At 71.4% G+C, this 18844-nt stretch carries 15 protein-coding genes and 2 pseudogenes; 2 read left to right on the forward strand and 15 right to left on the reverse strand.

The genetic code is table 11. The features are described 5' to 3' along the window. Positions 1–22 precede the first annotated feature (22 nt). The 7 genes and pseudogenes from hisS to ACQ86L_RS05690 form a co-directional block, all read right to left on the reverse strand. On the reverse strand, positions 23–1315 hold the full coding sequence (gene hisS / locus ACQ86L_RS05660) for a histidine--tRNA ligase (protein WP_434318033.1): 1293 nt from the start codon (positions 1313–1315) through the stop codon (positions 23–25). A gap of 417 nt (positions 1316–1732) precedes the next feature. Beyond that, positions 1733–3247 carry a hypothetical protein gene (locus ACQ86L_RS05665; protein ID WP_434318034.1) on the reverse strand — a complete coding sequence of 505 codons (1515 nt, stop codon included), beginning with the start codon at positions 3245–3247 and terminating at the stop codon, positions 1733–1735. 85 nt (positions 3248–3332) lie between these two features. Further along, positions 3333–4130: an ABC transporter ATP-binding protein gene (locus ACQ86L_RS05670; RefSeq protein ID WP_434318035.1), complete on the reverse strand. Its 798-nt coding sequence runs from the start codon at positions 4128–4130 to the stop codon at positions 3333–3335. Positions 4131–4163: 33 nt separating this feature from the next. Beyond that, on the reverse strand, positions 4164–5222 hold the full coding sequence (locus tag ACQ86L_RS05675) for a FecCD family ABC transporter permease (RefSeq protein WP_434318036.1): 1059 nt from the start codon (positions 5220–5222) through the stop codon (positions 4164–4166). Continuing rightward, positions 5219–6279 (reverse strand): annotated as a pseudogene (locus ACQ86L_RS05680) (FecCD family ABC transporter permease). The gene ACQ86L_RS05675 and the pseudogene ACQ86L_RS05680 overlap by 4 nt, the downstream one beginning before the upstream one ends. Before the next feature lie 7 nt (positions 6280–6286). Further along, positions 6287–7327, reverse strand: a complete 1041-nt coding sequence (locus ACQ86L_RS05685; protein ID WP_434318037.1) for an iron-siderophore ABC transporter substrate-binding protein — start codon at positions 7325–7327, stop codon at positions 6287–6289. A 72-nt stretch (positions 7328–7399) separates the two neighbouring features. Beyond that, positions 7400–8059: a MazG family protein gene (locus ACQ86L_RS05690; protein ID WP_369962680.1), complete on the reverse strand. Its 660-nt coding sequence runs from the start codon at positions 8057–8059 to the stop codon at positions 7400–7402. Between the two features lie 135 nt (positions 8060–8194). On the opposite strand from ACQ86L_RS05690, the gene ACQ86L_RS05695 reads away from it, so the two are divergent. Continuing rightward, complete coding sequence (locus ACQ86L_RS05695) at positions 8195–9373, forward strand: Na+/H+ antiporter NhaA (protein ID WP_434318038.1); 1179 nt, start codon at positions 8195–8197, stop codon at positions 9371–9373. Positions 9374–9543: 170 nt separating this feature from the next. Here the strand turns inward: ACQ86L_RS05695 and ACQ86L_RS05700 are convergent, their stop codons facing one another. From ACQ86L_RS05700 to ACQ86L_RS05720, 5 genes and pseudogenes are all read right to left on the reverse strand, one after another. Next, on the reverse strand, positions 9544–10686 hold the full coding sequence (locus ACQ86L_RS05700; RefSeq protein WP_434318039.1) for a DUF1648 domain-containing protein: 1143 nt from the start codon (positions 10684–10686) through the stop codon (positions 9544–9546). Next, positions 10683–11141 carry a GntR family transcriptional regulator gene (locus ACQ86L_RS05705; RefSeq protein ID WP_434318040.1) on the reverse strand — a complete coding sequence of 153 codons (459 nt, stop codon included), beginning with the start codon at positions 11139–11141 and terminating at the stop codon, positions 10683–10685. Before ACQ86L_RS05705 ends, ACQ86L_RS05700 begins: the two co-directional genes overlap by 4 nt. 63 nt (positions 11142–11204) lie before the next feature. Next, positions 11205–14839: pseudogene (gene mfd, locus ACQ86L_RS05710) on the reverse strand (transcription-repair coupling factor). A 10-nt stretch (positions 14840–14849) separates the two neighbouring features. Beyond that, positions 14850–15506 (reverse strand): 4'-phosphopantetheinyl transferase family protein, encoded by a 657-nt coding sequence (locus ACQ86L_RS05715; protein WP_434318041.1) that lies wholly within the window; start codon positions 15504–15506, stop codon positions 14850–14852. Between the two features lie 63 nt (positions 15507–15569). After that, the gene (locus tag ACQ86L_RS05720) at positions 15570–16274 is read right to left on the reverse strand and encodes an alpha/beta fold hydrolase (RefSeq protein WP_434318042.1); all 705 of its coding nucleotides are present in this window, start codon (positions 16272–16274) and stop codon (positions 15570–15572) included. Between the two features lie 96 nt (positions 16275–16370). Between ACQ86L_RS05720 and ACQ86L_RS05725 the strand changes: the two genes are divergently transcribed. After that, entirely contained in the window at positions 16371–16811 is a 441-nt protein-coding gene (locus ACQ86L_RS05725; protein WP_434318043.1) for a hypothetical protein, read from the forward strand. A gap of 72 nt (positions 16812–16883) precedes the next feature. On the opposite strand, the gene pth is transcribed toward ACQ86L_RS05725, so the two are convergent. From pth to ACQ86L_RS05740, 3 genes are all read right to left on the reverse strand, one after another. Further along, positions 16884–17483 carry an aminoacyl-tRNA hydrolase gene (gene pth / locus ACQ86L_RS05730; protein ID WP_434318044.1) on the reverse strand — a complete coding sequence of 200 codons (600 nt, stop codon included), beginning with the start codon at positions 17481–17483 and terminating at the stop codon, positions 16884–16886. Between the two features lie 9 nt (positions 17484–17492). Next, positions 17493–18125: a 50S ribosomal protein L25/general stress protein Ctc gene (locus ACQ86L_RS05735; RefSeq protein ID WP_434318045.1), complete on the reverse strand. Its 633-nt coding sequence runs from the start codon at positions 18123–18125 to the stop codon at positions 17493–17495. Between the two features lie 168 nt (positions 18126–18293). Then, positions 18294–18794 (reverse strand): gluconokinase, encoded by a 501-nt coding sequence (locus ACQ86L_RS05740; protein ID WP_434318046.1) that lies wholly within the window; start codon positions 18792–18794, stop codon positions 18294–18296. Between the last annotated feature and the right edge of the window lie 50 nt (positions 18795–18844).

Consider the following 18844-nt stretch of genomic DNA (forward strand, 5'->3'; position numbering starts at 1 on the left):
TGGCGCGAGCAGGCGTGCGCACTCACACCAGCGGCTTGAACTCCAGCGCGGCGGCGTCCGCGGTCCCCGGATCGACGAACGCGAAGGACCGGTACCCGGCCGCCGCCGCGCGGTCCAGCACGCCCTTGAGGTTCTTCGCCCGGCGGTCGAGCCGCACCCGGCGACCGGAGGCCACCAGCTCGGACTTGATCGCCATCAGCCTGTCGAGCGGGACACTCGGGTCGTGGACGAGCACCACGGTGTCCAGGGCGTCATCCTCCGGCACGTCGATCAGGTCGACCACGCGCTCGAAGCCGATCGAGAACCCGCACGCCGGGACGTCGGTGCCGAGGAAGCGGCCGATCATCCCGTCGTAGCGGCCGCCGCCGCCCACCGAGCTGCCGGAGCCCGGGTGCGCGATCTCGAAGATCGTGCCGGTGTAGTAGCCCATGCCGCGCACGAGGGTGGGGTCGAACCGCAGCGCCACTCCCTCCGGGAGGGTGTCGAGCGCGTGCGCCAGCGCCTCCAGGGCGGCGATGGCGTCGGTGTCCATGCCCTCAGGGAGGATGCCGGAGATCGCCTCGACGGTCAGCTCGACGCCGCCGTCGGCCAGGTGCGGCTCCAACGCGGCGAGGATGCCGCCGAGCACCGCTGCGGAGTCCGCCCCGCCCTCGCTGAGCTCGGCGACCACGCCCTCCGCGCCGATCTTGTCGAGCTTGTCGATCGAGATGAGCACCTGAGGCCAGCGCGACTCGGCGAACCCGCAGTACTCCAGCAGGCCGTTCAGGATGCGGCGGTCGTTGATCCGGATGGTGCAGCCGGTCAGGCCGAGCGCCTCCAGGGCGGCCGCGGTCGCGGTGATGAGCTCGACCTCGGCGAGCTGCGAGCCCTCGCCGATGATGTCGATGTCGCACTGGACGAACTGGCGGTAGCGGCCCTTCTGCGGCCGCTCGGCTCGCCAGACCGGCGCGATCTGGATGCTGCGGAAGACGGGAGGCAGCTCGGCCCGGTGGGTGGCGTAGAAGCGGGCCAGCGGCACAGTGAGGTCGAAGCGGAGGCCGAGGTCGCAGAGCGCGAGGGTGTCCCCCGACTCGATGGCGGCACGCAGGTCGTCGCCGCCGAGGCCGCGCTTGAGCACGCTGAAGGCGAGCTTCTCGTTGTCGCCGCCGAGGCCCGAGTGCAGGCGCGCAACGTCCTCGACGACCGGGGTCTCGATCTCGTCGAAGCCGTGGGCGGCGAAGCTCCGGCGGATCACACCGAGCGCATGCTCGCGGCGGGCCTTCTCGGCGGGGAGGAAGTCGCGCATGCCGCGGGGCGGGGTGATCGGGGAAGCCATGCGACGATTCTTCCAGATGGAGGGGTCCGGATGCCGACCCCCGACGGAACCGCATCGCGGCCGAGGAGGACTACCATCGGATGCCGCCCGGGGGATCGCGGGGAGGCCGGCAGGAGTCGTAGACTGCCCCCGTTGCCACCCTGATGTCGTGCCGACCCCGCGCGATGCGGTGGTGTCCCAGTGAGGACCTGGCATGAGCCGCAGCCGTCCGACCACCTCGGCTGCGTTGCCAGACACACGACAACGCGTCCGCCCCGGACCGGGATGATTGCGCCGCCGGACGGCGCCGTCGGACCCGATCGGCGGCCCGGGTCCCCGGCGGGCGCGCTGCCGGCCAGCGCGCACATCCAACTGACAGGACACGCCGCCTCCGGTCGCGCCGTGACGGCGTGTCCTGTCAGGCAGTGCGAGGTGGTTCTATCGACGCGAGTACGACGGTGTGAGAACCTTCCGCGCATCGCGCATCGCACGGGTGCGTGCCCTCCAGAAGAAGCGCCGGGCGCGCTCAGCCTTCAGGACCGGGTTGATCGGTTCGCGAAGCAGGTCGCCCTCGCCGTGGGAGATCATCGTGCGGAACAGTCTGTGCGCGGGCGGGATTCGATCCGCCGGAGACGCCGCGAGCATGCGCACCAGAAGACGACGGTCGTTGTACGGCGTGAACGCCTCCTGCGCGATGTCCCATTCGAGCTGGCTCTGCGCCTGCCACGTCCCCAGCTGGTGCTCCCAGTGGAACAGCAGGTCCATGTCCCAGCCGAGCTCACGGGAGACGGGAAGGGTCGCGTCGTACCAGTGCTGCATCGACTCCATGATGAACGGCACGGTGTCCCAGTGCGGAATGATGCGGGTGATGTCCGTGACCGACCGGATGTCGAGCGGCAGTCCGTCGATGTTGTAGTAGCACCGGACCAGTTCCGCGATGTTGCCCTTGACACCGACGAACTCGGACGGGAACGCGCGGGTGAGGCCGTACGCGATCGTCGCATCGTTCGGATGCGCCATCGGCGAGTTCTCCTTGTAGCGCTTCACGAACTCCGCCGGTGGCGGCGTCTTGGCATCGAAGATGTGGTGCTCGTGCTCGAGGCGCCCCAGGAGCGAGGCGGGAATGGTGAGATCCGGCGACCCGTCCCCCAGCCACCGGTAGAGCATGGTGTACGTCCAGATCCCGTCCAGTTGCGCGCTGGCGGCCGCCAGGAGCGATCGCGAATCCTGACCGGCAGTGACAGGGAGCGCGAGCTTGAAGCGCTCCTTCGCTGCGGCGATCTGCGCACGGAGCATTTCGAAGGACTCGGCGGCGACCTCAGCGGTGGGCGTCCCGCCGATCGTGAGCGGCTCGACCGGCCAGTAGCGCTCCTGCACACGCTCCGCGGCCTTCAGCACATGGTTGGGGACAAGCCGGTCGACGCCGTCGAACAGTGTCGTGTCGGCCGTGAGGTGGTCCTCGCGCACATTGATCCCGTAGCGCGAGCCGATGTACTCGCGATACCGCTTCCCACGGCCGACCGGTGCGACGAGCGCCAGCAGATTCGACTGCGACGCGACGTGGAACCCGTCCACGAACGTGTACTCGGCTGCCCGCAGACCGCAGGGGTCGTGCATGACCTCGATCTCGTCGCCGTCGAAGACGAACAAGACGAAACGGCCGGACAGATCCGAGAACGTCGGCCACCACTTTCCGTCTTCTCGGGAGGCCGCCAGTGTCGCGAGGATGTCGGCGTCTGTCGCCTTCGGCCGATCGCGGTCGATCGCATATCCGAGCAGCAGCAGGGTCACACCGGTTTTGGTGTCCTCGTGAACGGTGACACCCAGTTCCGGATGGCTGTAAAGCGTGTGACCCCCAGGCATGGATCGGACGGGCCAGCCGGGCAGCTCATCAGTGGTTCCCGAGGTCAGGAGGAACTGGCGTCGAAAAGCCAGAATGTCGTAGGTTTCCATAGACCGCTTAGCATAGCGACTCAGGCATTCAGAATCTCCCCCATGGTATTGACATTTCTACAACCGGGCCGGCCGGCAAGCGGCCTCAGGCCGTGTGATGGCGCCCGAGCGGGACCACCAACGGGGTGTCGGTGACGGGATCGGGCACGATCACCGACGTGACGCCGAAGACGTCGTGCACGAGGTCGGCGGTGACGACGTCGGCGGGCTCGCCCGACGCGACGATCGCGCCCGCCCGCATCGCGACCAGATGGTCGGCGTAGCGCGCGGCGAGGTTGAGGTCGTGGAGGACCATGACCACCGTCGTTCCGCGTGCCGCGTTCAGATCGAGCAGCAGGTCGAGCACGTCGAGCTGGTGGCTGATGTCGAGGAACGTGGTCGGCTCGTCGAGGAGCAGGATGCCGGTCTGCTGGGCGAGCGCCATCGCGATCCAGACGCGCTGGCGCTGGCCGCCGGAGAGCTCGTCGATCGCGCGGTCCGCCAACTCGGCGACGCCGGTCGCGGTCATCGCCTCCTGGACGGCCGTGTCGTCGTCCGCCGTCCAGCGCCGGAACCAGCCCTGGTGCGGGTAGCGGCCGCGCGAGACCAGGTCCGCCACGGTGATCCCGTCGGGCGCAGTGGGCGTCTGGGGCAGCAGGCCGAGCCGGGTGGCGACCTCCTTGGTGGGCAGCGAGCGGATGTCCGCGCCGTCGAGCAGCACGCTGCCGGAGGCCGGGGCGAGCAGCCGGGACAGCCCGCGCAGCAGCGTGGACTTGCCGCAGGCGTTCGGCCCGACGATCGCGGTCACGCGGCCGGGCGGGACGTCCAGGTCGAGCCCGTCCACGACGACGCGGCCCTCGTAGGCGAGGGTGAGGTCGCGCGCGGCCAGGGTCTGTTCGGTCATGCGGCCCCTTCTCTCTGAGTATTCGTCATTCTCTCAGCCTCCCCGGCCGACGCGGTTGGTCCTGGTGAGCTGCCAGAGCAGGTAGGGCGCCCCGACGATGCCGGTGACGACGCCGACCGGGAACACGACGCCCGGCACGGCGAACTGGGCGACGACGTCGGACAGCACGAGCACGAGCGCGCCGACGAGGGCGGCGGGCACCAACGCGAGCGAGCCGCGTCCCACGAGCCCGCGCGCGACGGGTGCCGCCAGCAGCGCGACGAACGCGATCGGCCCCGCGACCGACACAGCGACGGCGGCGAGCGCCACCCCGACGCCGATGCTCACGATGCGCGTGCGCTCGGGGCGCACACCGATCCCGGCCGCCAGGTCGTCGCCGAGCCCGAGCGCGGCGAGCGGCCTCCCGACCAGCAGCGCCGCGGGGACGAGAACGACGGCGGAGACCGCCAGCACGGCCAGCGACGTGCCGTCCACGCTGTTCAGGCTGCCGGTGATCCAGACCAGCGCCTGCTGCACGTCGCGCAGGTCGGCGCGGGTGAGCACGTAGGAGACGATCCCCGCGCAGACCGCGGCGAAGCCGATCCCGACCAGGACGAAGCGGTAGCCGCTCACCCCGTTGCGCCACGCGAGCAGGTAGATCAGCACGGCGGCGACCAGCGTGCCGGCGAGGACGACGCCGGAGAGCGCGAGGCCGGTGATCCCGAACCAGACCAGGGCGATGGCGCCGGTCGCGCTCGCGCTGGTCGTGATGCCGATGATGTCGGGGCTGGCGAGCGGGTTGCGGGCGACCGACTGGAACAGCGCTCCGGACAGGCCGAGGCACGCGCCCACCAGCACCGCGGCGAGCAGGCGCGGCAGCCGGAGGTCGAGGATGACGAACGACGTGAGCCGGTCGGCGCGGCCGACCAGGGCGGCGAGCACGTCGGAGGGCGCGACGCCCGCGTCCCCGAGAGTGAGCGACACGGCCGAGACCAGGACGACGAGCACGGCGAGCGCGAGGGACACCCGGAGCGCGCGACCGTGACGGTGACGGCGATCGCGGGCGACGCTCGACACGGCGGAGGCCGTTCCCGCGGCGGTCTGCGCGCTCACAGCCCCACCGGCTTCCTGCGCCGCACGAGCGCGATGAACAGCGGCGCCCCGACGAACGCCATGACGATCCCGACCTGCAGCTCCCCGGCGGCGCGACGACGCGGCCGACCACGTCGCACGCGATCAGCAGCGCGGGCGCGATGACGGCGGAGAACGCGAGGATGCGGCGGTAGTCCGCGCCGACGACCCAGCGGGCGGCGTGCGGCACGACGAGCCCGACGAACGCGATCGGGCCGACCGCGGCGGTGACCGACCCGCAGAGCAGGACGATCGCGACGGCCGACAGCGCCCGGGCGAGGCCGACCCGCTGGCCGAGGCCTCGGGCCACGTCGTCTCCGAGTGCGAGACCGTTGAGCAGCCTCCCGAGCGCGAGAGCGAGCACCGCGCCGGCGAGCAGCGTCGGCAGCACCTGCCAGAGCACGTCGAGGCCGCGTCCGGCGAGCGACCCGACCTGCCAGAATCGCATCTGGTCGAGCGAGACCCGGCTGGTCAGCATGACCGCGGTGATGAGCGAGCCGAGCGCGGCGGAGACCGCTGCTCCCGCGAGCGCGAGCTTGACCGGCGTCGCGCCCTCCCGGCCGACCGCGGACACCGCGTAGACCAGGCCCGCCGCGAGCGCCGCCCCCGCGAAGGCGAACCAGACGTACCCGGACACCGTCGTGACGCCGAGGAACGCGATCGCCACGACGACGGCCAGAGACGCGCCGAAGTTCACCCCGAGGATGCCAGGATCGGCGAGCGGATTGCGCGACAGGCCCTGCATCACCGTGCCGGCCAGGCCCAGCGCGAGCCCGGCGGCGAGGCCGAGCAGCGTGCGCGGGAGGCGGCTGCCGACGACCACGAGGGAGTCGGGGTCGCTCCCCGAGTAGTGCGTCAGCGCGTGCAGGACGTCGGCGGGCGCGATGGTCCGGGCGCCGACCATGAGGCTGAGCACGCACACCGCCAGGAGGACGACGACAGCGATCAGGAAGCCCAGGAGGGTACGCCGGCGCCTCCGGACGTGCGCGGGGATCTCCCCGGCACGCCCGGCGGGCGCGGTGGCGACACCGGTGGGCATCGGCGGGCTACTTCACCTTCGCGGCGGCGGCGGCGAGCTGCGGCACATAGCGGTCGAGCATCCACGGGATGCTGAGCACGCTGGGCGCGCTGGTGGCGGCGACGAACGACTCGCCCACGATCGGCGCGAAGCGGCCCTCCTTCACGGCGGGCATGGCGGCGACCAGCGGGTCGGCGGTGAACGCGTCGACCGAGGACTGCGTGTCGAAGTACATGACGAGCAGGTCGGTGTCGATCTTCGACAGGTTCTCGTAGCTGAGCTGGTAGAAGAAGCTGCCGTCGCCCTTCGAGGAGTCGAGGGAGGCGATGCTCGGCGAGTTCTTCATCCCGAGGTCGTTCAGCAGCTGCACCCGAGGGTCCTCCGCGCGGTAGACGTTGAGCACGCCGGGCTGGTTGGCGGCGGCGTAGAAGAACGTCTTGCCCGTGATCGCGGGGTTCTTGTCGGCCAGCGCGGCGACGGAGGACTCGGTCTTCTTCACGAGCGCGTCCGCCTGGGAGGTCCTCCCGAGCGCCTTTCCGACGATGGCGGTCTGGTCGCGCCAGCTCGTCGCCCACGGCTTCGTCGGGTAGGCCACGACGGGCGCGATCTTGCTGAGCGTGTCGAACTCGGTCTGCGTGAGGCCGGAGTAGGGGGCCAGGATGACGTCGGGCTTGGCCTTCACGAACTGCTCGAACGGCACCTCGCTGGAGTCGGCGTCGAGGAGCTGAGGGGTCTTCCCCTTCAGCTCGGCGATCTTCTCAGCGTCCCACGGCAGGAGGCCCTTCGCGTCGCCGCCGTAGCTGAACTTCGGCATCGCGACCGGGACGACGCCGAGGGCGAGCGCGATGTCCTGCGCGCCCCAGCCCCAGGTCGCGACGCGCTTCGGCGCCGCGTCGATGGTGGTCTTGCCGAGCGCGCTGTCGATCGTCACCGGGAAGCTGCCGCCCGAGCCCGAGGACGAGGGTTCGTCGGCCTGTCCACCCGCCGAACAGCCGGTGAGGACGAGGGCGGCCGCGGAGGCGACGGCGGCGAACGACAGGACCAGGCGTGAGCGGGCGGAAACGGGCATGACTCTCCTCAGGAGGGTGCCGATGGCACGGAGTGGGAAGCGTGCCGACGTGGCACGTTAGGTAAGCCTAACCTAAACCGATGCTTCCTGCTCGCGGATCTCCCCCTGCAGTTCGCGCAGCGTCGAACGCAGCGCACGCTCGGCGTCCAGGCCCTGCGCCTTCGCCGACGCGACGATGGCCAGCAGCAGCGGCCCCAGCTCGTCCTCGCTCTCCACCTGCACGCCGCCGGACTCGCTCAGGTCGATCAAGCCGACCTTCTCGGCCCGGCCGAGCAGCTTGTCGGCCAGCGCGAGGGAGGGCATGGCCTGCGGGATGCCGTCGAGCACGCTGGTGCGGCCCGGCTTCTCGGCCTTCTTGAGGTCGTCCCAGAACCCGACCACGTCGTCCGCGGTCTCGGCCGTGCGGTCGCCGCCGAAGACGTGCGGGTGCCGGCCGACCATCTTGCGGGTCATCTGCTCGGCGACGTCCTGGATGTCGAAGTCCTCGCCCGGGGTGTGCGCGGCGATGTCGGCGTGGAACAACACCTGGTAGAGCACGTCGCCGAGCTCCTCCAGCATCTCGTCGCGGTTCCCCGTCTCGATGGCCTCGATCAGCTCGTAGGTCTCCTCGATGAGGTACTGCACCAGCGACTCGTGCGTCTGGGCGGCGTCCCACGGACAGCCGCCGGGGGCGCGCAGCTGCGCCATCACGGCGACGAGCTCGTCGAGTCTGGTGGGCGCCGCGTCGGTCATGGGATGCTCCTCCCGTCGGGGACAGGTTCATCCTCTCACCGGAACCGATCGGTAGACTGGGATGACTGGTGTGCCGGGAAGTCTGGTCGGCGAATTCGTCCCCCGTTGCGCGCGTCGGCGCGAGATTGGCCACCGATGAGCATCATCCGTTCCGAGCGCACCGCCGCCGGGCTCCTGCTGGGCGCCGCCGCGCTCGGCCTCCTGCTGGCGAACACCGCGATCGGTCCCGCGCTGCTGAACCTCCAGCACGCCCACCTCGGCGGCGACCTGGTGGACCTGAGCGTGGGGCACTGGATCAGCGACGGGCTGCTCGCGGTCTTCTTCTTCATCGTGGCGGTCGAGCTCAAGCACGAGCTGGTGGCCGGCGAGCTCAACTCGGTCGCGAAGGCCGTCCACCCGGCCATCGCGGCGGCGTGCGGCGTGGCCGTGCCCGCCCTGATCTACCTCGCGATCACGGCGGGCTCCGGCCTGTCCGACGGCTGGCCGATCCCGACCGCGACCGACATCGCCTTCGCGCTCGGCGTGCTCGCGGTGTTCGGGCGCGGGCTGCCGAACCGGTTGCGGGTGTTCCTGCTGGCGCTGGCGGTGCTGGACGACCTGGTGGCCATCCTGATCATCGCCGTGTTCTTCACGACGGACCCGAACCTGCTGGAGCTCGGCGCCGCCGCGGTGGTCGTCGTCGCGTTCGGGCTGCTCAGCCGAACGCTGCACGGGAGGCTGCGCTGGCCCATCGGGGTGCTGATGGTGCTGCTCGCGGTGCTGACCTGGTGGCTCGTCTACGACTCCGGTGTGCACGCCACGATCGCGGGCGTCGCGCTCGGGCTGGTCATGGCGCGTGGGCCCGGTCGTCGCACCGCGCACGCGCTGGAGCCGTGGTCGAACGGGCTGATCCTGCCGCTGTTCGCCTTCTCGGCCGCGCTCGTCGTCATCCCGGCGGTGTCGCCGGCGGAGCTGTCGCCGGCCTTCTGGGGAATCCTGGTCGCCCTCCCGGTCGGCAAGATCGTCGGTATCACGCTGGGCGGCTGGCTCGGGTCGTTCACCCGGCCCAGAGCTGAGCGCGCGCGCATCTCGCCGCTCGGCCTGGTGACCATCGGAGCGCTGGGCGGCATCGGCTTCACGGTGTCGCTGCTGATGAACGAGCTGGCCTTCGCGGGCTCGGCCACCGTGCGCGCGGAGGGCACCCTTGCGGTGCTGCTGGGCTCCGCGGTGTCGATCGTGCTCGCCGGCATCCTCGTCACCACGCTCGCGCGCCGCAACCGCCGCCAGCATCCACGCGCGATTCGTGCCGAATCGCGCGAAACGCCACATTCGTGACGAATCCCGCGAATCCAGGTGCGACGACATTCGTGCCGAATCGCGCGAATCGGCGCGCGAAAAGCGCCATTCGGCACGAATCGCGCGATTCCTGGCGCCACGACATTCGTGACGAATGGCGCGAATTGACGCCGCAAACGCGCCATTCGGCACGAATCGCGCGCGGCGCGTCAGCGCAGGAGCGCGGGGAGGGCGACGGCCGCGACGAGGAGCAGGAGGGTGACGACGCCGATGGCGATGCCTCCCGGGTGGCCGAGGTTGAGGGTCACGCCCACGCCGAAACGCTTCGGGACGAAGAGCGCCGGGTCGGCGGGGTTGACGTAGATCAGCCCGCCCTTCCAGTGCCGGTCGTCGTCGCGCGGGTCGACGGCGTCGCGACCGGCGCTCGGCGCGGTCGCCCCGACTCCGACGGGCACCGCGGCGCGGGCGGCGCGCGTCCCGTTGACGAGCCGGAGGGCGTAGACGCCGATCACCACGAAGATCACCACCAGCAGGGCCACCGTGACGATGCCGATCCCGGCGCTCGGCTCGTCCGACCCGTCGTGGAGCCAGCCGATCACGGACAGCGCGGCGATCGCTGCGGACACGACGAACGCTATCCAGCCGAGCAGCGACTGGGTCAGCTCGGCCTGCAGCGCGGCGATCCGCTCGGAGACCTCCGGCCCCTCTCCCCCGCCGCGCCGCCACGGGACGGCACGGAGCACGAACGCGATCCCGACCATCAGTGCGAGCACGCCGAGCGCGATCAACAGCGGCCCGAACACCGTCAGGACCGTCTTCTCCGCGAAGCGGTCCGGGTGGCCGCTCGCGTCCCAGTGCACCGCGATGGAGGCGGGGAGGCTCTCGTACAGCGCGACGCCGACCGCCCCGGCCGCCAGCAGCAGCACCAGCGCGGCGGCGTACCAGCCGAACGCCGGCCGCGACCGCGCGCCGGTGTCCGGCGTGACGCTGCCGCTGATCCGCACCGGCACGTCGTCCAGCCAGCCGCCCGCACGCTTGGCCGCCTGGATGCTCCGGCGCGACAGCAGGTAGCCCCCGATGGAGCCGGCCAGCAGGACCAGGGTCGCGACGAGCGCCGGCGCGGCGGGGCCTACCGGGATGACGAGTGCGGCCGCGATGAGCGCGACGACGTACGAGACCACGACGACGACGCGGAACCGCCGAATCGCCGCGACCACGACCGGATCGGCCACCCGGGTGCGCGGCACCAACACGCCGAGCGGCAGGGTGGTGCGGCTGATCGCGGGCAGCATCAGGAAGATCGCGGCGGTCAGCGTCGTCACGGCGAAGGTGCTCAGCAGGACGGCGGTCATGGGGTGTTTCCTTTCGTGTCCCCGGCGCCAGGTGCAGCGCCGGGCTGGTCCGCGGCAACGTGCTGCTCGCGGGCCCGGTCGAACAACCAGGCGATGGCGGACGTGCGGGACTCCAGCTCGGACCGCTCGACGCCGTGGGCGATGCCCTCGGCGATCAGGGCGCTCAGCCGCGCCGACCAGTCCGCGAGGAACCGCTCGTCGGGCGGCCCGCTGGCGGCGTCGCGCGCGATCACCGAGCCGGAGCGCCGGCTGGTGCGCACGATGCCTTCGGCGCGGAGCGCGTCGTACGCCTTGACGACAGTCGCGGCGTTGATCCCGAACCGCACGGCGAGCTGCCGCACGGAGACGAGCGCGTCGCCCTCGCGCAGCTCGCCGCGCGCGATGGCGTCGATGACGCGGTCGTGCAGTTGCTGGTAGAGCGGCGTCTCCGCCGTGGGATCGAGCTCGATGCGCACGCGACGCCCTCCCATCTGTATCGGTAGCTATAATACAGCCGATACAGCGGGAGGCGTGACGCGTCAGGCGGCGGGTTCGGTCGCCGGCTCGGGAGTCGGGAACAGGGCGCCGAGCAGGCTGCCCACCCACTCGATCAGCCCCGCGTCGTCCAGAGCCTCGCCGTTCACCCGCGGCAGCGGGACCGTCGCGACCTTGGGCGCGGCGTGGTACTTCGACCCCGGGTACATGCGCTGCAGGCGCACCTGCAGGGAGTCGGGGAGCAGCGCGGGCGCCAGGCGCAGGTTGGAGCCCATCGCCACGACCTCCCCCAGGCCGGCCTTCTGGGCGGCCCGGCGCAGGCGCGAGACCGCGATCAGGTTCAGCACCGGCTGGGGCGGCTCGCCGTAGCGGTCGGCCAGCTCCTCCAGCACCAGGTCGATCTGGCCGTCCTTCGCAGCGGGCGAACTCGCGGTGGACAGCTTCTGGTAGGCCTCCAGCCGCAGGCGCTCGCTGTCGACGTACTCCTCGGGGATGTGCGCGTCGACCGGCAGCTCCAGCCGCAGCTCGGTCTGGCCCTCGGCGACCTCCCCGCGGAACGTGGAGACGGCCTCCCCGATCATCCGGAGGTACAGGTCGAAACCCACGCCGGCGATGTGGCCGGACTGCTCGCCGCCCAGCAGGTTGCCCGCGCCGCGGATCTCCAGATCCTTGAGCGCGACCTGCATACCGCTGCCGAGGTCGTTGTTCGCCGCGATCGTGGACAGCCGGTCGTGCGCCGTCTCGCTGAGCGGCTTGTCCTCGTCCCAGAGGAAGTACGCGTACGCGCGCTCGCGGCCACGGCCCACCCGGCCGCGCAGCTGGTGCAGCTGGCTGAGCCCGTACTTGTCCGCACGGTCGATGATGATCGTGTTGGCGTTGGAGATGTCCAGGCCCGTCTCGATGATGGTGGTCGAGACGAGCACGTCGAACTTGCGCTCCCAGAAGTCGACCACGACCTGCTCCAGCGCGTGCTCGTTCATCCGGCCGTGCGCGACCGCGATCCGGGCCTCCGGCACGAGCTCGGCCAGCTTGGCGGCCGTCGCCGAGATGGAGCCGACGCGATTGTGCACGAAGAACACCTGGCCCTCGCGCAGCAGCTCGCGCCGGATCGCGGCGGCGACCTGGCGCTCGGAGTACGGCCCGACGAAGGTGAGGATCGGGTGCCGGTCCTCCGGCGGGGTGGCGAGCGTCGACATCTCGCGGATGCCGGTGACCGCCATCTCCAGCGTGCGCGGGATGGGCGTGGCGCTCATCGCCAGGATGTCGACGTTGGTCTTGAGCTTCTTCAGCTGGTCCTTGTGCTCGACGCCGAAGCGCTGCTCCTCGTCGATGATCACGAGGCCGAGGTCCTTGAAGGTGACGCCGTCCGCGAGGATGCGGTGCGTGCCGATCACGACGTCCACCGTGCCGTCGGCCATGCCGCGCAGGGTCTCGCGCGCCTCCTTGTCGGACTGGAACCGGCTGAGCTGGCGCAAGTGGATCGGGAAGCCGGCGAACCGCTCCTGGAACGTCTCGGCGTGCTGCTTGACCAGCAGCGTCGTCGGGACGAGCATCGCGACCTGCTTGCCGTCCTGGACCGCCTTGAACGCCGCCCGGATCGCGATCTCGGTCTTGCCGAAGCCGACGTCGCCCGAGATGAGCCGGTCCATCGGGATCGGCCGCTCCATGTCGGCCTTCACCTCGTCGATGGTCTGGAGTTGGTCGTGGGTCTCCGCGAACGGGAAGGCCTCCTCCAGCTCGCGCTGCCACGGGGTGTCCGGCCCGAAGGCGTGGCCCTTGCTGGCCATCCGCGCCGAGTAGAGCTTGACGAGCTCCACGGCGATGTCGCGCACGGCACGACGGGCCTTGCCCTTGGCCGCCGACCAGTCGCTGCCGCCCATCTTGGACAGCTGCGGGGCCTCGCCGCCGACGTAGCGGGTGAGGAGGTCGAGCTGGTCGGTCGGGACGAACAGCTTGTCGCCAGGGTAGCCGCGCTTGGACGGTGCGTACTCCAGCACCAGGTACTCCCGCTTGGACTTCACCGCGTTGCGGCCGCCGCTGGAGACCTCCCGCTGCGTCAGCTCCACGAACTTGCCGATGCCGTGCGTCTCGTGCACGACGTAGTCCCCGGCTTGAGGGCCAGCGGATCGACGACGTTCTTGCGCCGGGTGGCGAGCTTCTTGACCTGGCGCGACTCGTAGCCGACGGAGCGGCCGTAGAACTCGCTCTCGCCGATCAGCGCGAGCTTCTCCTCCGGGAGCTCGAACCCGTGCTCCACGTTCGCGCGCAGCAGGTAGGCGACGCCGGGCTCCGGGCTCTCCGGGAACGAGTCCACCGGGCGCGCGGGCAGCTCGGCCTCCGACAGCACCTGCGCCGCGCGCTCGACCAGGCCGGCGCCCTCGGCGACGATGGCGACCCGCCAGCCTTCGCGCAGCCGCTGGGCGACGTGCTCGACGGCGCCGGTGACGTTGCCCGCGAAGCTGGGGACGGCCTCCGCGTCGACGCGCACCTGGAGGTACTCCTCGACCTCGCGCTCCAGCACGGGCGCGTCCGCCGCGTCGGCCTGGAAGCCGGAGAATGTCCACCAGGGATGATCCAGCGCGGGCTGCCCCGGCCGGCTGAACTTCACCGAGTCCTTGAGCTTCTGCAGGGTGAGGAAGTCGCCGGCGGCGAGGTCGATCAGGGCCGCGGCGCCCACGGTGGCGGCGCTCCAGGCGGCGGACAGGAACTCGCGGTTGGTCTCGGCGAGGCTCACCGCGCGGGAGGCGACGCGCTCGGGCGACAGCACGGCGACGGCCGCGCCGTCCGGGAGGTAGTGGGTGAGCGGGACGAGCCGGTCCACGAGTGCCGGGGCGAGCGACTCCATGCCCTCCACCGGGATGCCCTCGCCGATCTTGGCGAGCATCGCCGACAGGCTGGGGAACTCGTGCTCCATCTCCCGGGCGCGCTGGCGCACGCGCTCGCTGAGCAGCAGCTCACGGCTCGGCGGGAGGGTCACCGCGGGGATCGGCTCGGGCAGCGAGCGCTGGTCGGCCACCGAGAAGGCCCGGATCTGCTCGACTTCGTCGCCGAAGAAGTCGACGCGGTACGGGTGCTCGGCGGTCGGCGGGAACACGTCGAGGATGCCGCCCCGCACCGCGAACTCGCCGCGTCTGGTGACCATGTCCACGCGCGAGTAGGCGAAGTCGACGAGCCGGAGGGAGAGCGCGCCGAGGTCGAAGCCGCGGCCTCCCGCCGCGAGCTCGATGGTGCCGTAGTCGGTGAGGTTGTCGGCCAGCGGCTGGAGGGCGGCCCGCACCGAGGCGACGAGGACGAACGGGTGGGAGGCCTCGCCCGCCTGACGGGCGGCCGACCAGTCGGCGAGCCGGCGCAGGGCGAGGAGCCGCTTGCCGACGATCTCGGCGCTGGGGCTCAGGCGCTCGTGCGGCAGCGTCTCCCATGCCGGGAACTCCACGATCTCGGCGTCCGGGAGCACGCAGGGCAGCGCGGCGCGCACCGACTCGGACTCGCGGCCGGTCGCCGTGATGACGAGCACCGCCTCGGAGGAGCCCGCCGCGGCGCGCTTGCCGATGAGGCCGGCGAGGAGGGGCACCCGGAGGCCGTCGGTGAGCGAGAAGTCGGCGTCGCGACCCGCATAGGCCAGAGCGTCGGCGTACGTGGAGGCGCGCTGAAGCGCCGCGATCAAGCCCTGCAGTATCACTCGGGAGAGTCTACGCGGGGCTGCCGACAGCGCGATCGGGCACCGCGACGAGCTCACCGCGGTCGCCGAGGGTCGCCCAGCGCGCCGGCTCGACGGTCGCGGCGGCCGCGATCGCACCGGGGAATGACTGGGAGCTCAGCAGGAGGCCGGCGTGCGACGGGCGCAGCGCGTCCGGGGCCGTGAGGACCTCCAGAGCGGCGAACCCGTCCAGGTGCGCGACCCCCGCCTTCACGCAGGCCTCCTTCGCGGTCCACGCCAGCCGGAAGGCGCGCCCCGGGTCCGCGGCCGCAGCCACGACAGAGCGTTCGGGCGGCGTCAACGCGTCGGCGGGATTCACCTCGCCCTCCGCCTCGACATCCACGCCCAGGCGCGACGACGACGTCCCGGCGGCCACCCAGCCGGCGGCGTGCGACCAGCTCACGTGCCGGCCGGCGACCGGGAACGGGAGGCCGTGCTCGCCGCCGCAGACCTCGCAGCGCTGGCGCAGGTCGGCCGGCGCCGCACGAAGCAGGTGCGCGGCGAGCAGGCGGGCGGCAGTGAAGTCGTCCCGGTCCGCCTGGGAGCGCAGCCTCCGGAGCCGGGACTCCGCGGCGTCCCCGAGTGGTGCGGGCGGGACGACGGCCAGCACCTGCCGCGTCGATGCCACGACGACCGTGCTCTGCTCCATCCGCTCAGGCTAGCCGCGTCAGATCGAGCCGCGTCAGATCGAGCCGCGTCAGATCCAGCCGCGTCAGATCCAGCCCTCGAGGGCCTCCATGAACCCGTCGTGGTCGTCGCGGTTGATGACGTGGCCGCTGCCCTTCACCACGCGCACGTCGAAGCCGGTGTCGCGAAGGCGCTCGGCGATGTGCGGCTTCACCAGGTAGGAGTTGTCGGCCAGCATCACCAGCGACGGCACCGCCATGCGCTCGGGCGCGCGCATCACGCTCGGCACGAGCACGGCCGGGATGGCCGCGCGGTCGAACGACTTGAACGTCTCGACCTCGATCGCGACGTCGGCCGGGTCCCAGCGCGGGTTGCGCTTGGCGATGCGCGCGGCGGACTGCCGGGCGAGCGTCTTCAGGAAGGCCGGCGCCAGCATCCGCTGGAACCAGTTGGCGGCCGGGCAGGAGAAGGCGGGGTCGATGTAGACCGCGCGCTCCGGGTGCAGCCGGTCGACGGCGAGGCTCACGGTGAGACCGCCCAGCGAGTGGCCCATCACGAGCTCAGGCGCGTACGGGACGGTGTCGACGATGTCCTCCGCCATCAGCTCGGGGGTGTACTCGTCGGTGCGGGGGCTGTGGCCGTGACCGCGGAGGTCGACGGCGACCACGTGGTAGCCGCGCTCCGCGAGCACGGGGCCGACCCGACGCCAATTGCGCGAGTCCGACATGACGCCGTGGACGAGGACCGCGTACCGGTCTCCTGCGCCCCACTCGCGCGTATACAACTTCATGGTCTGCGACGGTACCGTGTCGCCCTGGGGCGCCGCCCCACGTCAGCTACGCTCTGGCTGAACGTCCGGCGTGAGTCGCCGGGGAGGGGGACCACAATGAGCTTTCAACCGCAGCCGGTCTACGGGCCGCCCGGGTACTACGCCGCGCCGCCGGCCCCGCCGCGGCCGCGGACGCTCGGCGCGTTCTCGATGGGCATCGCGCTCGGCGTCTTCGTGCTGTCGGTGGTGGCCTCGGTGTACATCGGGATGATCGCGGGACCGGTCACGCACAGTATCGCGAGCTCCTCGACAGGCGGCTCGTCGCACCTCTCGTCCGCGCAGATGGCCGCGTTCGCTCCGATCGGGATCGTGACGGCGGCGCAGCTGATCTTCGGGACGGTGCTCGGCATCCTCGCGCTCGTGCTGGGGATCGTGGCGGTCGCGACCAAGCGCGGTCGCGCGTTCGGCGTCGTCGGCATCGCCGTCGCGACCGCCGCGCCGGTCCTGTCGTTCATCGTCTACACCGCCACCATCGCCGCGAGCGCCCCGCACGCCTGACGCCGAGGGGCACGTAAACGCCCCGAAAACCGCGTTTAGGGGCGTTTACGTGCCCCTCGGCGGATGGGGCGCTCAGCGCTCGGTGTGGAAGTGGTTTTGGGCGGCGGTGAGGCCGTCGGTGGCGATGCGCTCGACCGCGTCGGCGGCGTCGCCGACCAGGATCGGGAGGTTCTTGCGCTCCTCCGCGCTGAAACCGGCGAGCACGTGGTCGGCGGCCGCACGGGAGCCGGGCGGCCTCCCGACGCCGACGCGCACCCGGGTGAAGTCGCCGGTGCCGGTCGCCGCGATGACGTCGCGCACGCCGTTGTGGCCGCCGTGGCCGCCGCCGAACTTCAGCTTGAGGGTGTCGAACGGGATGTCCAGCTCGTCCTGCACCACGATCAGGTGCGCGGGGTCGAGCGAGTAGAACCGCAGCAGCTGCGACACCGGGCCGCCGGACACGTTCATGAACGTGTTCGGCTTGGCCAGGATGAACCGCGGGCCGCCGGGGGCGAGACGCCCCTCGGCGACCGTGGCGTTCGTCTTGTGGGTCTTGAAGGTGAGACGGCCGCGCGACGCGAGCTCGTCCAGCACCAGCTGCCCCACGTTGTGACGCGTGGCCGCGTAGCCGGGCCCGGGGTTACCGAGCCCGACCACGAGCCAGGGGCCCTCTGAAGAGAGAGGACTGGCCATCGGGGGTGATTACTCCGCGGACTCTTCGGCGGCGGCCACCTCGGCAGCCTCCTCGGCGGCCTCGGCAGCAGCGGCTTCCTCCTCCTCGTCGGCGCGCGCAGCGGCCGGGACGACGACGTTGAGGATGAGCAGGTCCTCGTCCTCGGCGAGCACGGCGCCCGACGGGAGGGCGAAGTCCTTCGCGTGGTACTGGGTGCCCTCCTCGGCGTCGGTCACGTCGATGACGATGCGCTCGGGGATGTGGGTGGCCTCGACCTCGAGCTTGATGGTCGGGATGTCGAGCACCGCGATGGTGCCGGAGAACGGCTCGCCCTCGACGTGCACGGGGACCTCGACGGTCACCTTCTCGCCGCGGCGGACGATGATGAGGTCGAGGTGCTCGATGATCTGGAGCACCGGGTCCTTCTGGACGTCCTTCACCAGGGTGAGCTGGCTCGTGCCGTCGATGTCGAGGTCCAGGATGGCGTTGGCCTTGCGGAGCAGCAGGCCGACCTGGTGGGCCGGGACCGTGACGTGCACCGGGTCGGTTCCGTGGCCGTAGATGACCGCGGGGATCAGTCCCTTCGCGCGGATCTTGCGGGCAGCGCCCTTGCCGAAGCTGTCGCGGATCTCCGCGACGACCTTGTTGGACTCGTCAGCCATGATGTCTCCTCGCCGGCGGGGCCGGCTGTCAGGCGAGCCGGAGGGCTCGCAGTATGGGGGTGTCGACTCGAACGCATCGAGGTGCGCGAGGAAAGACTGCGTAGCCTGCTCCACCGCGTCGATAACGGATGCGCGAACGCATCCCTCGCCGAAGTTCAGTTGCCCAGTCTACCCGACAGCCGAGCGCACGTCGTCCACGATCGCGGTCACGAGGTCCTCCGGGGGTTCGGCGACGTCGAGCCGCACGCCGTCCTCCCCGGGCTGGAGCGGCTCCAGGGTCGCGAGCTGCGAGTCGAGCAGGGAGGCCGGCATGAAGTGCCCGGGCCGGATCATCCGCTCGGCGAGCAGGGCGCGGTCGCCGTCCAGCTCCGCGAAGTACGTGCCGGGCGCCTCCGACCGGATCAGGTCGCGGTACGTGCGCTTCAGCGCCGAGCACGCGACGACCATCCCGGCCGGGCCGGCGTCCGCGAGCGTGCGCCCGACCGCGCGCAGCCAGGGCTCGCGGTCGTCGTCGGTCAGCGGGATGCCCTGGCTCATCTTGGCGACGTTCGCGGCCGGGTGGAGGTCGTCGCCGTCCACGAACCCCGCGCCGAGCCCGTCGGCGACGAGTCTCCCGACCGTCGACTTGCCCGACCCGGACACGCCCATCACCACGACCCTCACGCCCACGCGCACTCCTTCCTCTCCTGCGATTCTCCCCCAGCCATCCGTTCCGGAGT

This window comes from Leifsonia sp. P73, from assembly GCF_051059105.1.
In the GTDB taxonomy this organism is placed as follows: domain Bacteria; phylum Actinomycetota; class Actinomycetes; order Actinomycetales; family Microbacteriaceae; genus Leifsonia.